We start from the raw sequence: 17,510 nt of genomic DNA, 5'->3' as shown, positions 1-17,510 counted from the left end.
TTTTTAAAATGAATAAAATACTACAAAAGATTTGCATGCTTATAGGCTTACTCTATTTAAGCACCGATACTTTTGCACAGGCAGATGTCATAACCGGAGTGGTATATGATGAATCTAAAAGTGTAACCTTCCCGGGTGTGACCGTAATGCTGGTTAACCGCAATAACCTGGTTTTAACCGGTGTTACCACCGACAATAGCGGCAGGTTCCGGTTAAAGAAGACGGATAACGCAGAAAAGATCATCTTCTCCTACGTAGGCTACAAAAAGCAGGAGTTTACAATTGGCAGCAGAAAGAGCTTTGAAGTTATCCTGCAGAATGGCTACAATACGATGGATGAGCTAAAGATTGTAGCCCAGAAGCATCCAAAAGCAGATATGGGCTTCTTGTCTATCGATAAAAAAGAGCTCAGCAGTGCCGTGGCATCAGTCAATCTGGAAGATTTGAGAAATCTGCCCGTTACTTCAGTTGAACAATTGATACAGGGTGCAGCCCCGGGCTTACAAGTGGTGGCCGCCAGCGGTGATCCGGGGGCTGCTGCCACCATCCGCATCCGCGGAATCTCCAGTATATCGGGCATAAATGATCCCCTATGGGTAGTAGATGGCACCGAAGTGATTGGCAACGACTACAAGGTGCAGAGCATCACCGATTTCGGCTTTAGTCCGATTGGAGACATAGACCCCTCCGATATTGAGTCTATTGATATCTTAAAAGACGCCTCTGCAACCGCCCTATACGGATCAAAAGGGGCAAACGGGGTAATTGTGATCAAAACCAAACGTGGAAAGCAGGGCAAACCAGAATTCAGTTTTACTTCTAAATTCACCTATACCGAAGTTCCAAAAACCATCCCCATGATGTCAGGCGATGACCACCGTATATTTTCTATAGAAAGTTACGGAAATGGAACAGATGATGGCAGCTTTTTAAAGGAACTGCGCGGAGACTTGACCAGGGCAGATGCCTGGAAATACAACAACAATACCGACTGGATAGATGTGATTACACGGAAAGGTTATTACCAGCAATACAACACCTCTTTAAGCGGTGGCGGAGAACGTGTAACCTATTACTGGGGTGTAGGCTATACCAATCAGTACGGTACCACAAAGGGCACCGGGTACGACCGTTTCAACAACCGCTTTAACCTGAATTATAAGGTTTCCGATAAATTAAGGGTATCTGCGGATCTTTCCTTCATCAATTCACTCACTGATAAAAGAGGGCAGACCCATCCTATAGATGAGTCATCCAGTTCAACAAGCGATATTTCACCCATGCGCTATGCAAGGGAAATGGGTGCTTATTATCCCGTTTACTCCCAAAACGGGCTCGATTATTTTGTAGACCGTAATGATCCGGTTTCGATTACCTCGAGATATAATCCGCTGGCCATCATCGACTATTCTACTTATCTGACCAAATCAAACCGCTTTATGGCTTCCACTGTCCTCGAATACAGAATCCTTAAAAACCTGGAATTCAGATCGCAGATCGGGGTCGACTTCCGTGAATCTGCTGATGAATATTTCATTCCCGGTTATGCCACGGCTTCAATTGCGGGTGAATCTTTATTTAACGCAGGAAGGCAGACAGAAGGTCATCAGCTGATGATCAACAACAACAACCGCCTTACCTGGTCGGCCATTAGCAAAGCCAACCACAGATTAACGGTTACCGGAGTAATGAACCTGACCACGGACAGCGACAACTCCACATCGGTAAGCTACAGCAATGGTGCTTCCCCTCAATTGCGTGCCTCCGACGCTTCTGCTGTTGTTTCTGCAGCAGATGGATCATTTGGGGAGCGCCGGAACATAGGCATGTTTGTCCAGGGCCATTATGTTTTTAAAGACCGGTACTTTTTAACCGCTACGGGAAAAATGGAGGGGGATTCGCGGTATGGCCGCGACAACCTTTATACCATTTACCCGGCAATTGGTATCGGGTGGGAACTATCCAAAGAGAAATTTCTTTCGGATGCAAAATGGATCACCAATATCAAGCCCCGTTTTGCATTTGGGATTACCGGTAACCTGCCCAATGTACTTAACCTTTATGATGTCGCTTATTCAACAGGAACAGGCTATATGGGACAAACTTATACTTATCCTTCAAAATTCGCTTACGATAACATCAGGCAGGAGAGTACCACGGAATACAATATGGGGATCGATTGGAGCATCTTCGACAACAGCATCTCGGGACAGATTGATTATTACACCAGAACCACCACCGATCTGCTGTTACAGGAAACATTATCCTCTACATTGGGATACGCTACACAATATGTCAATTTTGGTTCGGTACGCAACAGTGGTTTTGAATTTGGCATTTCAGCACTCCTCCTGAAAGGAGATAAAAAGAAGCTTCGCTGGAGAACCTTCTTCAACATCGCACAAAATCAGAATAAATTATTGAGTTTACCTGAAAAGCTGGACAATGCAGCTTTTACACAAACCAGGGATGGCTTTACCTCTAAACTTCAGGCCGGAGATGTGATTGGTGGTTTTTATGGCTACCGGGCCCTGGGCGTTTACCCGACTGATCAGGACGCTATTCTGAAAGATAAGGACGGGAACACTATTTACGAGGCCGATGGGATCAGGCCTAAGTATATGCGCTATGGTTCAAATACCGGTCACCAGTTTAGCGGGGGCGAGATGAGGTATGACGATATAAACGGCGATGGGATCATCAATGAGCTGGACAGGGTACAGATTGGGGATGCAAACCCCAGCTTTTACGGGGGCTGGAACAATTCCTTTAACCTGCAAAACTGGTCGCTGCAGGTAAACTTCCAATACCAGTATGGCAATGATGTCATCAACCTGACCCGTAAATCGCTCGAAAAGATGGCCGATTCTAAAAACCAGGCCCGTTCTGTAACAGACCGCTGGCGAAAACAGGGCGACATCAGCAACATACCAAAAGCCGACCGTCTGGCAGAGTGGAATTATGCAGCCTCTACCAGGTGGGTAGAAGATGCGTCTTATCTGCGTTTGAAAACTGTTTCCCTTTCCTATGACTTTGATAAAAAAACAGTGGGAAGGTTGAAAATAGGCATCAGGAGCATGAGTGCATTTTTGACTGCCTATAACCTGTATACCTGGACCAGGTATCTCGGTATTGATCCGGAAGTGCCCATAACAGGCAGTGTAAATATGTTCGGTATCGACAACAATACCACAGCACCAGCCAAACAATATACACTGGGTATCAGGCTATCACTTTAATAAAACATGAAGACAATGAAAACATGGAATCACATAAAATACGGGCTGCTCGGATTGATCTTTTTTACTGCCGGCTGTACCAAATTTTTAGACGTGGCCACACCAGATAACCTGGTCAAAGATAATTTCTGGAAAAACAGGGACCAGGTCTATTCCTCACTGATAGGATTATACACAGCCACAAGCAGCTGCATCAGTTCCTTCCAGGTTTGGGGCGATAGCCGTTCAAGTCTGTACGCCCCCGGTATTGGTACTGAATTTACCAGTAACCACGCACAATTTCTTTCACACGACCTGTATACCACAAACAGCCTTACGTCCTGGGCACAGGTATATAAAGCAATTGGCTGGGCCAATGCTTTTATTAAAAATGCACCAGACGGACTCAAAAATGATCCTACATTCAGACCGGAAGAACTCTCCGCAATGATGGGAGAAGCTTATGCCTTACGTGCTTTGTTTTATTTTTACCTGGTACGTACTTTCAAAGAGATACCTATTATTAAAGTGCCCTACGAATCGGATGCCCAAACCGTAAACACCGCGGTTTCGCCCGAAACAGAGGTGCTCGATTTTATAGAGGAAGACCTGGATTATGCTTTAAAAAATGCACCAGAAACATTCACGGATGCTAAAGAAAAGCACGGTCGTATCACCAGGAACGCTGTAAGGGCCATTTTTGCAGATGTTAAACTCTGGAGAAATCAATACGCGGCCTGTATTGACCTGTGCAAAGCCATTGACGCAAGCTATGCGAATTCATTGGTACGGCCATTGGACTGGTACACTATCTTTTATCCAGGTAATTCTGCCGAATCAATCTTTGAATTCCAGTATGGTTTGCAAGGTCCGGCCTCGCCGCTATACAACTGGTTTTCGTTCCACGATGCGGGCAAGGAAATATACCTGGCCAATTCAAAAAACATAACGGTAAATTCGGGTGAATTCCTGTATCCCAGCACAGTTCCCGAACATGCAACCTCAGATACCATTCGCCTGAAACCGCTGAGCGCTTTTACCATGACCACCGCCGCCAACGGTTATGCTGCAGCAACAGAGGTTTATAAATTTTTGGGACAGGCACCTTATCAGCTGGCCTACAGAAGGCAAAACGACCGGACATCCAATTATATATTTTACCGTTACCGGGAAATTCTGCTGATGAAAGCGGAAGCCTATGCCATGCTGGGACAGTATGACGAAGCGGAGAAGAACATCAATATCATACGTAAACACTGTGACATACCGGAACTTACGCCCGGAGAGGGAGGTGAGGGAACTGAATTTTTTACAAGGCTGCTGCTGGAAAGAGAGTTTGAGCTTGGTTTTGAAGGCAAGGAATGGTTTGCCGCAGTAAGGGTTTCCAGAAGGGCCGGGTATGAAAATGTGCTGATAGAGAAGGCCGCTACCAATCATTCCATGAAATTGGCCTACCAGGTTGTCAGGGCCAGACTGCTCAATCCCGAAAGCTGGTTTCTGCCTTACTACCGAGGCGAGGTCGAAAACAACCCGTTGCTGGTACAAAAAGAATTTTACAGAAATAAATAACAGGATTGCCAAACTAAATCAATGAAAATGAAAAAGTATATAAATTACATGCTTACCGCTGCCTTGCTGCTGTTTGTGCTTCATGGCTGCAAAAGAGATTTCTCGGGTGCCAGGTACGATGCTAATGATGAACTTCAGATCATGGATTATGTAGACAACCGGCCCGACCTGAGTACCTATCGTGAAATGATAGACTACGTAAAAAAGCGTGACCTCCTGAAGACGGCCGGTGCCTATACCGTTTTTGCACCTACAAATGAAGCTTTCCATAACTTGTTTGCCCGCTTGTCTGCCAATGGAGAAAAAGTAGGCGCTGTAAAAGATAAAAGTCCGGAATTCTGGATCAGCTATTTCGGTTACCACCTGCTGGATAAGAAGATCAATACCAATGCCCTGGAGCAGGGGCCCTTATCGGCTCCAACTGCTTTGAACGGCAAATTTCTGATTGCAGATATCCGCGATTCCTATGCAGCCATAAAGCTGAACAATTTTGCCACCATTACAGAATCAAATATTGAAATGAGCAATGGCTATGTAAACATCCTCAATGAAGTACTTTCACCACCTGTAGAAACGATTTTAACAACACTTCAAAAAACCGGAAAATACAGCATTATGCTGGGGATTTTTGAGGAAACAGGATTGACCCGCTATTTGAAGGACAGTACCGTTACCCTGATCATAGAACGAGATGAAGTTTTACAGCGAAACAATTTCAATAAAAGCTCCATTAAGAACTTAACGGAATGGGCGGCTTATCACATCATTCCGGATTCCGGTTATTTCCTGAACCAGCTCACCAAACAGCGGATTTATCCAGTGCACAAGAAAGAGGCCCTGAGTTTTAATGTGAATGATCGCGGACAGTATTTCATGAATGAAAAATATAGGTTTGATCAGTCGATTGAATTTGGTATCGACCGCATCTGTTCAAATGGTGTTTATCATTCAATGGACATGGTTGTTGCCATAGAGACAGCTCTTCCTGCAACCATACGCCTTAATCTTTATCCACCGGGAAGCCCCTATGGTGCACAGAATGTATTCACAGTTGCCCCTGCGCAAATCGTGCTGAATACCGGAACGCAAAGCTACCACCAAAACAAGGAACTGAAAATTGTTGCTTTTGATGCCCAGCAGGTGGGCGATTACTTCTATTTTACCGTGCCGGATGTCCCTGTAGGGAAATACAATATCCGCATCGTTCACCGCAGCGGGACGCGCGGCAAATTTCTGACCATCTACAATGATGTCATCGTTAAAAACGACATCGATCTCGCAAAAACAGATGGCACCTGGGCCGAGTACAACTACTACATCTATAACAACTGCGGCATCATCAATGTCGAAAACCGCTCTGATGTAAAAATAACCTTTGCACTTACAGCCTTTGCCGCAGGAAAAGCCGGGAATTACTGCTGTGACGTATTGATGGACATTATTGAACTGATCCCCGTATCCTAATACATGCTGATGAAAAATACATTGGAAAACAAGATGAATAAGACATTGCTTTTTGCTTTGAGCATGATGTGCATGAGCGCATTTGGACAGGAAAACAAGGGCATAGCAGACTCACTGGCACAAAAAGTAAACACAAGGGCAGGAGCAACTACCTTTACCGAACTCCTGGTTGATAAACCGGCTGTTCAGTTGAGCCAGTCGGGTACCATTGGTGCCGCATCCCAAATCATGATCCGTGGATTGGGCTCCATCAACCTGAATGCTGCTCCCTATATCTATGTGGATGGCATCCCGGTAAGGTATTCGCGGGCCTTGCCATCATTTCTGTCCATTTACCAACCTTCACGTTTTAGCTTTATCAATCCCAACGACATCAGCAGCGTTAAGGTAGCAAAAGAGGGGGTCGACTTATCCGAAAATGGCGGAAGGGGAACAAATGGCGCCATATATATCGACACCGACCGTGGCGAACTGGGTGGAACTAAAATTGACTTTTCTGCAAAGTTCGGATTACTGACCGGGACTTATGATGTAAACAGAATGGGGGCAGAGCAGTTTAAAAATTACTTGCGCAATTATTTACTGGAAAATGACCATACCGATGCAGAAGTAAACCAGAACCCTGTTTTTGATCCGGCCAAATCTATGTACAACAGCAATACCGATTGGATCCGTCTTATTACCAGGAACGGCATGTTGAGCGACTACCACTTGAAATTAAAGGGGGGCGACGGCGATGCCCATTATATGTTCAGTGTAGGCTATATAGATAAAAAAGGTACCCTTAAAGGCTCTGACCAAAACCAGGTAAACCTGAGGTTTAACCTGGATTATAAACTTTCGCCGAAAATTGAGATCTCCAATAATCTGGCCTATACCCATGCCTCATCTGACTACGCAGAGCAGGGTGCCGATTACAGCATCCATCCCACGTTTATTGCCGCAACAAAAGCACCTTTCTTAAACCCCTATCTATTTTCTACCTCAGGGGCCATCACAAAGCAGCTGGCAGACGTAGATACCCTGGGAAAGAGCAATCCGCTAGCCCTTGTGGACAACATGTACAATAACAATGAAGACAACCGCGTAGATGGAAACATCAGTATCCATTGGCTAATGGGCCCGCAAACCTTCCTTCACTCTTCATTTGTATTCAATTACATGAGCTTAACAGAGAAACAATACCGCCCTAAATTGGGTATAGTACAGGATTTAAACAGGATCAGGCAAAACTTAAAAAGGAACTCCAGTGAATCTATGCTCTTGTGGAGCAGCTGGCTGCACAGAACAGGGAAACTAGGTGCAAACAACCACTATTCCGCTAAAGCCGGGCTTTCTGTAGAGGCTTATGAAGAGAAATCTATATTTGTACGTAAGATTAATGCCGGCTCTGATGATTATGAAACCCTGGCGCAGGGAACGGTAGATTCTGCTTCCAATTTAAAGTATAAGTCTAAACTGCTTACATTTTATGTAAGGGGCGATGTTGACCTCTTTAAACGGATGAAGCTATCGGCTAACCTGAATGTTGAGGGTTCCAGTAATTTTGGAAATAAAGGGCGATGGGGCATCTATCCGGGCGTTAAAGCTGTGGTCGACCTGTTTGAAAGGACCCAATCAAACCAGTTTGCCTTTCGTGCAGGCTGGGGCCGTACGGGGAACAATGACCTGAGGGGTTACTACCACTATAATCTTTATTATGCAGCCAATTACTTTGGATACGGTGGTGCTTACCTGGGAAATGTGGCCAATAAATCAATTAAACCGGAAGTAACCGACACTTACGATGGTGGGCTGACCATCAACCTGTTTAACAAGAGGGTAACGCTCGACGCAGGTTATTACTATAAAGCCACCTCAGATCTCATTACCCGACGGGCAGTGTCTATAGAACTGGGGCTTGACCAGCAATTTGAAAACAGCGGTAAAATAGCCTCACAAGGTATGGAACTTAGCATAGACGCTAAACTGATCAGTAAAAAAGAACTCTCATGGTTAGTTTATGGCAACATATCTACCTTAAAAAACAGGGTTAAAGAACTCGATAACGGCAATATCATCCGTTCTATAGGCGGCATTTATACGGTAGCCAAAGAAAATGAGGCACTGGGATCCTTTTATGGTTACAAGGTATTGGGCGTTTTTGCAAATTCGGCTGATGTAAACCTTCAAAAAGCAGACGGAACCAATTTTAAGGCAGGCGATTACATCATTGACGATGTTAACAAAGATTCCAGAATCAACGAACAGGACAGACAAATTATCGGCTCGGCGCTCCCAAAAGCATTCGGGAATTTCGGTACTGCACTTGGTTACAAAAGGGTTTCTTTCCATACGCTATTCACCTATGCTGTTGGTAACGACATCTACAATAGCTTTAACCAGCAGATGCATGTCATGAAAGACTATTCCAACCAATCTCCTGAGGTTGAAAACAGGTGGATCTCGGCCTCAAACCCAGGAAAGGGGTTAAGTCGCACTGCTTTCGACGATCCTTCTATGAATGGTGCTGCATCTGATTTGTGGGTAGAAAAAGGCAGCTACCTCCGCCTGAAAAATATTACAGTTAGCTACGACGTTCCCTTACCCGCAGGGATGCGTTTTTTCCGGGCGCTCAATGTATACCTCAGCGCTGAAAACCTGGCCACATTTACAAAATATACGGGCTTTGATCCTGAAGTAGTCAGCGGCAGTGATCCTATGCTGAGGGGCATCGATTTTGGTGCATCGCCCTTGTCAAAATCATATATACTGGGTCTTAAAGTATCATTTTAGCCAAATTGAAGACAATGAAAGTAAGAAAATCAATAACGATAACTTCCATGCTCACATTGATGAGTTTGTGTATCATTTCCTGCAAAGATTTCTTTGACCTTGCACCAACAGATACCATTAAGGAAGAAAACTTCTATAAAAACAGGGAAGATCTGAATGCATCGGCAATTGGGATGTATGAAGCGCTGGCGCAGGAAACCCACAAATTTCTGTTATGGGGTGATGCCAGGGCTGATATGGTAACTACCGGCCAGGCAGAGCCTGATCCCTATATCAATGAATTTGTGGTCAACAATGTTACTTCCAACAATCCATACACCAATTATGCGGGGCTTTACCGCACCATTGCCCGCTGCAACAGACAGATGGAAAAGGTATATGATGTGCAGAAGCTGGATTCAAAAATTGACAACCGCGATGCGGGCGCCTTCTACGGAGAGGCTTTACTGCTCCGTGCCATCTGTTACTATGAACTGGTGCGTACTTACGACAAGTTTCCGATCATCACATCCGATTATGCAGAAACCATAACCTATGTCGACGCCGATGGACAGACGGCAACCAAACCGACATTGAGCCTGACACCCGAGCAGATCAGCGCCATTTACAGGATGCCCAAAAATCAGCAGGAAGTATGGAAGCTGATCTATAATGATGTATTGGCCGCTTTGGGGATGCTCCCGGTAAACTACAGATGGAATGATCAGAGCCTGAGTGCAAAAGAAAGGTACGGAAGGGTTTCCCAGCCCCTGGCCGCTACGCTCGCTGCCGAAATCGCCATCTGGCTGGGCGAATACCAGACCGCATCTTCACTTTGCGACCTGCCCATTAAAAACTCCAACCAAAGCCTTGGAACGGCAGGAACCTGGTTTAACCAGTTTTCTGCTGGGTATGCAAGCGGACATTCTATGTTTCTGATGGGTTACCAATATGAAAACAGCTTTGAAACCAACAGACTTCAGGAATTCACTTCTTCGGTTAGAAAAGATGGGGGCAAATATTACCTGAAACCGGTTTCTTCTGTGGTGAACGCACTGTTTACCGATAATGTTTCTTTAACAGATGCCGATATCAGGGCCCAGGCCAGTTATAAAACGGTTAACGGCGACACGGTGATATGGAAGTATATTGGGCTCGACAATGTGCTTTCTATGCGCGCCGGTTACCAAAGCAATGCCAGCTGGTCGGTAATCCGCAGCGCAGATGCCTGGCTGTTAAAAGCCATTGCCGATCTGCAGTTAAACAATTATGCATCCGCCTTCAATTTCATCAATATGGTTAGAACAGCCCGTGGATTGGTAATACTGGATAAAGCAACTTTTAATTATACAGACAAGGTGGTAATGGACAAACTGATCTTCGACGAAAGGGCCAGGGAGTTTGCCTTCGAGGGCAGGCGCTGGTATGATCTGATGCTGCAGTCGAAATTAAACGGCAAAAATATACTGGCAGATGCTGTTGCACTAAAATATCCCCTAAAGGACCGGACTTCCATCCGGACAAGGCTGATGGACGAGAAAAACTGGTACATCCCCGTTAACCCAAAATTATGGGAATAATCATGAATCAAACAGAGGCAATACAAATGGTTAATTATATACAAATGAAAACTTACAGACCTGCAGCATACTTCTTTTTTACCCTGTGGATCGGCCTTTTACTCACAGGCTGTTATAAAGAAGAACATTTTGATTTTCCCGGCCCTTATGAAGAAGCCAATACAGTTAACCCGGATTCACTTCCTTTTCCGTTTGACAAGAGCAGGCAGGCCGGAATGTGGCTGGTAAAAAATGGTGTTCCTGATTACGGAAAGGTTTTGTTTAAAGGTTATACAGATTATTATCCAAAGGGAGATACGCTTTCCTGGGTAAAAGCCTCCGATGGCTTGCATATGCTGCCCCACTTTAGCTTTTATCCGCTGTCCAATGCCGATCATTTTGCAGGCGACCCCAACAGCTACAAATTTAACTGGGTATATTCCAAATATTTTGTACCTGTGGGCTCAGGAAAAAGTTTTTACATGTACGCCAAAGTTACCTTCGGTACCTTCAACAGTACAGCGGCCGGTCTTTCTTTGGGCAAGAACTGGGATACCGGCGGTCCCTTTACATTTGGACTGGACGGCAATACCTCTACCGGTGAGCCGGGCTTTTTTCTTGATCTGTACGGAAAAAACGGCATTACAGTTAACCCTGCATTGGGCTGGCCAACGGTAACACAGGTAATGACCCCCGGTGTACCTGCCGATATGGAAGTGGTAATTGCGAACGGGATTTTTTACGTAAAGGTAAACGGCACCCTGGTTTTTACCTTTAAAATGGCCGCAGAAAGGGCATATTTCTACACACCTCAGATCAGGCCATGGCGCAATTTTGTGGCGGTGCACGACATGTATATCGAAAGCCGGGAAATGTACACCCTTGATTATGCCATGCACGAATATGAAGGCAACTATAACAAGATCCAGGCACCTGCGCTGGCAAAAGCCGCCAACGGAGACTTACTGCTCTTTGCCGAGGGCCGGGGAACCCCTGCTTCTTCAAAAGAACGGGTTGCACAAAATACCATGCCTGTAGGCAATACCGATATCATTATGAAAAGGTCTTCTGATGGCGGCACAACATGGAGCAGCCAGATACAGGTGCTGGCCGGTGCGGGCAGCAACGCAACCTATTGTTTTCCTCAGGTGCTTACGGCCGATAATGGAAAGATCATTTTGCAGTACAGCAGTATCGGCGGTTCTTTTACTACAAATACCTATAACTATGACGCCAGTTCCCAGCGCGTTTTCCAGATAGAATCGGTTGATAACGGCAATTCCTGGAGCGCTCCTGTAGAGCTTACTGTTTTCAAAAATACTGCTGCAGGCTATATCATGGGTGGCGCAGGTCACGGCATTGCGCTGAAATCCGTAAATTACAATAAAAGACTGGTCATGCCTTTAACTTACAGCACCAATGTAGTCAGGGTAGCGCTTTCCGATGATGGGGGAAGCAGCTGGCGCTTAAGCAAAGTAGTAGGCGGATCCAGATTAAAACAAGGTACAGTAGCAGAACTGGCCGATGGCAGGCTCATGATGGTTGTAGGGCATACCAATACCAGCCCTAAAAACAAACTGGTATCCTACAGCAGCGACGGGGGAGAAAACTGGACTGCAGCCGCAAACATTGCATCCGATGTTAAAACCGGCGATTACGGGCATCTTTTTGCTGGAATTGTACTGAAAAGCAGGGATGGAGAGCTTCTGTTTGTGAACCCGACAAACAGGGAATCAGATGCTGAAGTTAAAAACAGTCCGACTTACGCTGTTGCAGCACAGGTATTCAAAAGCGGTAATAACGGACAGGCCTACAGCAATCTGGGGCCACTTTTTACCAGAGAAGCATATTTCGGATACAATGCGCCCATAGGGCTAATGGATGGCGTGGTAACAGACGATGGAAAGCTTGTTATAGCTGCTGAAGGGGGAGTTGAAAGCCCGGCTGAAGGAATAGTGATTTATAAAAAATGATTTTTTTAATATGAATATAATGACCAGAATTTTCGGTAGCTGGCTTTTGATCTGCTTGCTGCCCCTTATTGCTCCCGCACAGCACATAGCTATGCCGGGTGCCAGCCAAACAAAATATAAGGTACCTGTATTAAAAGGAAAGGAGCTTAACCCTATACTCCGCATAACCATTCATGCTACAGCTGAGGATGAGGTACTGCAATCGGTCAGTATCCTTACGAAAACAAGCGTGCCATCGGGGCAGGTACTTCAACTGAAGTTATTTGCTGCCGGAACCGACTCTACTTTTCAAAAAGCAGAAAAGCTGGCCGGCAAAACACCATTCTCGGAGTCAAAGCATCCTTTGAAGGAAATGACCACCTTAACAGGCAACATCCCTTTGCAAAAGGGTAAAAACTATATCTGGCTTGCTGTAACGCTGGCAGCTGGCGCTGATCCTGCGGCGTTTTTAATGGTCAACGTTCCGGAAATAAAGCTGAAAAGCGGCATTTTAAAAATCAAAGGCGATAATTATGCGCACAGAACAGGCATCGCATTGCGGCAGCACAATCAAGACAATGTGCATACTTACAGGATACCCGGACTCGCAACGGCAAACGATGGCACACTATTGGCCATCTACGATATCCGCAGGGATAGCGGACGGGACTTGCAAGGCAATATCGACATCGGTTTATCCAGAAGCACGGATAAAGGCAAAACCTGGCTGCCCATGCAAATTGTGTTGGATATGGGTACCTGGGGCAATTTACCCGAAAAATTTAACGGCGTTTCTGATGCCAACATCCTGGTCGACAAAAAGACCGGCCATATATTTATAGCAGGACTCTGGATGTATGGGGTAATCAACGATCAGGGCAAATGGATTGAAGGTTTGAATGAAGGAAGTAAGGAATGGAACCACCAGTGGAAAACCAAAGGTTCGCAACCAGGTTTTGACGTAAAACAAACCGCGCAGTTCCTGGTGGTAAAAAGCACCGACAATGGTAAAACCTGGGACAAGCCGGTCAACCTGACCAAAATGTGCAAGCAGGAAGACTGGTGGTTATGGGCACCCGCTCCGGGTCAGGGCATTACACTTAAAGATGGAACAATTGTATTTCCGACCCAGGGCCGTGATGCAAAAGGTAAAGCCTTTTCTAACCTTACCTATAGCAAAGATGCTGGTCTTAGCTGGCAAGTAAGCCATGCAGCTACCAGTGAATCGACCACTGAGAATATGGCTGTAGAACTCTCTGATGGCACCATTATGCTAAATATGCGCTCCAATAAGAACAGAACCGACACCAGCAGTACAAATGGCAGGGCAGTGGCGGTAACCCGGAATCTTGGAAAGGACTGGGATCTACATTCCAGCTCGCACAATGCCTTGCCCGAACCTACCTGTATGGCCAGCATCATCCGTCATGATTTTGAGCACAAAGGGAAGAAAAGGTCGGTTCTGCTGTTTTCCAATCCTGATTCAAAGACTGCACGTAACCACATGACCATTAAGATCAGCTTCGACGACGGCAAAACCTGGCCATCAGCAAAAAAAATCCTGTTAGACCAGGAGAACAGCAGGGGCTATTCCTGCCTAACGAGTATAGACAACAATACGATAGGTATATTATACGAAAGCAGTCAGGCCGACCTGGTGTTTCAGCGCATCAAACTGCATGAACTGCTTTAAAATGAAACAAAACAACTACTAAAAACAATGATATATGAATAAGATAACCGGGTTAATAGCAGCAACATTTGCTGCTTATCGTGAAGATGGAACTATAAATTTAGAGCTCATTCCATCCATTGTAGATAAAATGGTGAATGATGGCTTATCGGGCGTATTTATTTGCGGTACCAACGGGGAAGGACCAAATCTGACTATCGAAGAACGGATGGCCATTGCTGAAGCTTATGTGAAAGCTGCTGATAAAAGAATCCTGGTACTGGTGCACGTAGGGCACAGCTCTATTGCCGAATGCCGTAAACTGGCTGCCCATGCCGAGCAAATCGGTGCGGATGCCATCTCATCCGTAGCTGCCTTTTATTTCAAGCCAACCTCAGTAGCTAACCTGGTAAAAAGTATGGCCCAGATTGCCTCGGCAGCACCAAATACACCCTTCTACTATTACAGCATTCCAGCCCTTACCGGCGTAGGCATGGATATGATCAGCTTTTTAAAAGAGGCCGAAGCGGTGATCCCCAATCTGGCCGGCATTAAATATACCGCGGCTACCTTGCACGAGTACCAGGCCTGTTTAAATTACCGGAACGGAAAATTTGACATTCTTTTTGGCTACGATGAAATGCTGTTACCAGCACTGGCTGTAGGCGCTAAAGGAGCCATTGGCAGTACTTATACCTTTGCAGCCCCTTTGTACCTGAAGGTAATGAAACTGTACGAAGAAGGTTTCAATGCTGAGGCTGCCGCCACGCAGCTGCATGCAGTAAATATGGTAAGGGAGCTGGTAAAATATCCGCCGATACCCGCACAGCGCGCCATTATGGAAATGGAAGGTTTTAATTTAGGCAAATGCCGCCTACCACTTGAACCACTGTCGGCTAAAGAATCAAGTGACTTCAGAAATGCACTGCTGGAAATCGATTTCTTTAATATCGTTAAGCAGGCTTGCCAACTCATATGAGGCCCATTTATTTACTTCTAATCTTAGCTATGACAACAGTTTTAACTGAAGGGCTTGCCCAATCCGGTACCAAGCCGGGCTGGTCGGAGCTCAGTCCAATACCCGATCAAATTGGCTTTGCAGGTTCTTTTGCAGGCATTTCAAATGGCACGTTACTGGTAGCAGGCGGTGCAAATTTTCCGGATGGCGGAGCACCCTGGACGGGTTCCAAAAAAGCCTGGCATGATCATATTTTTGTACTTGAAAAACCGAATGATACCTGGAAACTGGCAGGGAAGTTACCCCAGCCCTTAGGCTACGGAGCATCCATCAGCTGGAAAGGAACACTGATCATTATTGGCGGAAGCAACGAAAAAGGGCATTATGCAGATGTTTTCCAGCTAAAATACAATAAAGGCCGTATAGAAAAGACAGATTTACCGCCCTTACCAACTGCCATAGCCAATACTTCGGGAGTACTGGTGGGGGATGTCATCTATATTGCAGGCGGAATTGAGCGTCCGGATGCCCGAAATGCCGGCCAGAATTTCTGGTCGCTTGACCTGCAGGCCAAAAAAAGGGAGTGGAAAATATTAAAGTCATGGCCAGGTGGCGGCCGCATGTTTGCCGTTACCGGGGCAATTGGAAATGATTGCTACCTGTTTAGCGGCATCGAACTGATCAATGGCAGCAGGAACTACCTTAAAGATGCCTATAGCTATAACCCCCAAACAGGATGGAAAAAGATTGCTGATCTGCCGGTTTCTGTGGGTGCAGCACCAAATCCGGCCTTTGCGCTAAACCAAAACCTGCTGGTGTTTGGCGGTGATGATGGCAAACTTGCTGCCGATGCCGCGGTATTGAAAGAAAAACATCCCGGATTCTCCACACAGATATTGAATTACAATACCTTTACAGATGGCTGGTCTGTAGTTACAAAAATACCTGCACCAGCCCCGGTTACCACAAGCCTGACCGTATGGAATGGGAATGTTGTAATTCCGGGAGGTGAAGTCAGGCCTGCGGTAAGAACACCAAAAGTTCTTATTTACAAATCATTAAAAAAATAGAAACCTTAATCCGATCAAAACCAGATACATGAAAAATTCCGTACAAAGCAGCACTCTTTACGCCTGGATCATTGTGGCCATGCTGTGGGTTGTAGCCTTTTTAAATTACCTGGACCGCATTTTGATTACTTCTATGCGCGACCCCATAGTGGCCGACTTCCATTTATCAGATGCGCAATTTGGCCTGCTCACTTCTGTATTTCTCTGGTCGTATGGTATTTTGAGTCCTTTTGGCGGCTTCTTTGCCGATCGGTACAGTCGCAAAAAAGTGATTGTGTTCAGTGTAATGGTATGGTCGGCCGTAACGCTGTGGACCGGCTTTGCAGCCTCATTTCAGGAAATGCTGATTGCACGCTTTTTAATGGGGGTGAGTGAAGCCTGCTATATACCGGCAGCGCTGGCATTAATTACCGATTACCATAAAGGCCGCACGCGCTCGCTGGCAACCGGGCTGCACATGAGCGGCCTTTACGCCGGACTGGCCCTGGGCGGTATGGGCGGCTACATCGCCGAACTGTGGGGCTGGCGTTTTGGCTTTCACATTTTTGGTGCCGTAGGGATTGTTTATTCATTACTGCTTTTGTACGTCCTGAAAGACCACAAAGCCTCAGTTGAAACAGCCTTAGAGGCCCCTGTTACTAGCGAAGACACAGAAAAGATCAGTTTAACAGGAGCATTAAAAGTACTGTTCAGTGAGACTTCTTTCTATATTCTGCTGATCTATTTTGCTATTCTGGGCATCGTAAACTGGCTGGTGTACGGCTGGCTGCCCACATTCCTTAAAGATCATTTTCACCTAAACCTGGGCGAAGCCGGGATCTCCGCTACAGGCTATATCCAGATCGGCTCTTTCATTGGTGTAATAGCAGGAGGAATACTGGCTGACAGGTGGACACGTAAAAACAACAGGGGCCGTCTGTATATACTCATTATCGGATTTACACTGGGTGCACCGTTCCTGTTCCTGATGGCCTCCACCAGCATCTTTAGTATCGCTATTATCGCTATGCTTATTTTTGGATTGGCCAGGGGCTTTAATGATGCGAATATGATGCCTATACTCCGACAGGTGGCAGATAGCAGGTACATTGCCACCGGATATGGCTTTCTTAACTTCCTGAGCACCATTGTAGGCGGGCTAATGGTTTATGTAGGCGGTGCCTTAAAAGATGCCCAGGTAGATCTTTCTATCGTCTACCAGGTTTCTGCTGTGGTCATGCTCCTGGCCACCTGGCTTTTATTTGCAGTGAAGTTAAAAAAGAACAATACCTGACATTTTAAATTACAATTTTGT

General features: G+C 45.8%; 10 protein-coding genes. All 10 read left to right on the top strand.

Translation table 11 applies throughout. The annotated features are described in order from the left end of the window. Positions 1-8: 8 nt before the first annotated feature. From B9A91_RS19690 to B9A91_RS19645, 10 genes are read left to right on the top strand one after another with little or no spacing between them, the layout of a single operon-like run. Complete coding sequence (locus B9A91_RS19690; protein ID WP_084240726.1) at positions 9-3,239, top strand: SusC/RagA family TonB-linked outer membrane protein; 3,231 nt, start codon at positions 9-11, stop codon at positions 3,237-3,239. 15 nt (positions 3,240-3,254) lie between these two features. Continuing rightward, entirely contained in the window at positions 3,255-4,787 is a 1,533-nt protein-coding gene (locus tag B9A91_RS19685; RefSeq protein ID WP_084240725.1) for a RagB/SusD family nutrient uptake outer membrane protein, read from the top strand. 27 nt (positions 4,788-4,814) lie between these two features. After that, the gene (locus tag B9A91_RS19680) at positions 4,815-6,251 is read left to right on the top strand and encodes a fasciclin domain-containing protein (RefSeq protein WP_235012613.1); all 1,437 of its coding nucleotides are present in this window, start codon (positions 4,815-4,817) and stop codon (positions 6,249-6,251) included. Positions 6,252-6,260: 9 nt separating this feature from the next. Next, positions 6,261-9,026: a SusC/RagA family TonB-linked outer membrane protein gene (locus B9A91_RS19675; protein WP_084240786.1), complete on the top strand. Its 2,766-nt coding sequence runs from the start codon at positions 6,261-6,263 to the stop codon at positions 9,024-9,026. A 14-nt stretch (positions 9,027-9,040) separates the two neighbouring features. Continuing rightward, complete coding sequence (locus B9A91_RS19670) at positions 9,041-10,585, top strand: RagB/SusD family nutrient uptake outer membrane protein (protein ID WP_084240723.1); 1,545 nt, start codon at positions 9,041-9,043, stop codon at positions 10,583-10,585. A gap of 44 nt (positions 10,586-10,629) precedes the next feature. Continuing rightward, positions 10,630-12,537, top strand: coding sequence for a sialidase family protein (locus tag B9A91_RS19665; RefSeq protein ID WP_235012612.1), 1,908 nt, complete (start codon positions 10,630-10,632; stop codon positions 12,535-12,537). Positions 12,538-12,556: 19 nt separating this feature from the next. After that, positions 12,557-14,209 carry a sialidase family protein gene (locus tag B9A91_RS19660; RefSeq protein ID WP_235012611.1) on the top strand — a complete coding sequence of 551 codons (1,653 nt, stop codon included), beginning with the start codon at positions 12,557-12,559 and terminating at the stop codon, positions 14,207-14,209. 34 nt (positions 14,210-14,243) lie between these two features. Continuing rightward, positions 14,244-15,167 (top strand): dihydrodipicolinate synthase family protein, encoded by a 924-nt coding sequence (locus B9A91_RS19655; protein ID WP_084240720.1) that lies wholly within the window; start codon positions 14,244-14,246, stop codon positions 15,165-15,167. Positions 15,168-15,196: 29 nt separating this feature from the next. After that, complete coding sequence (locus B9A91_RS19650; protein ID WP_235012610.1) at positions 15,197-16,216, top strand: tRNA wybutosine-synthesizing protein 4 beta-propeller domain-containing protein; 1,020 nt, start codon at positions 15,197-15,199, stop codon at positions 16,214-16,216. A 28-nt stretch (positions 16,217-16,244) separates the two neighbouring features. Further along, positions 16,245-17,489 carry an MFS transporter gene (locus B9A91_RS19645; RefSeq protein WP_084240718.1) on the top strand — a complete coding sequence of 415 codons (1,245 nt, stop codon included), beginning with the start codon at positions 16,245-16,247 and terminating at the stop codon, positions 17,487-17,489. Positions 17,490-17,510 lie beyond the last annotated feature (21 nt).

The organism is Pedobacter africanus, assembly GCF_900176535.1.
GTDB lineage: Bacteria > Bacteroidota > Bacteroidia > Sphingobacteriales > Sphingobacteriaceae > Pedobacter > Pedobacter africanus.
This window is presented reverse-complemented; position numbering and strand designations above follow the sequence as displayed.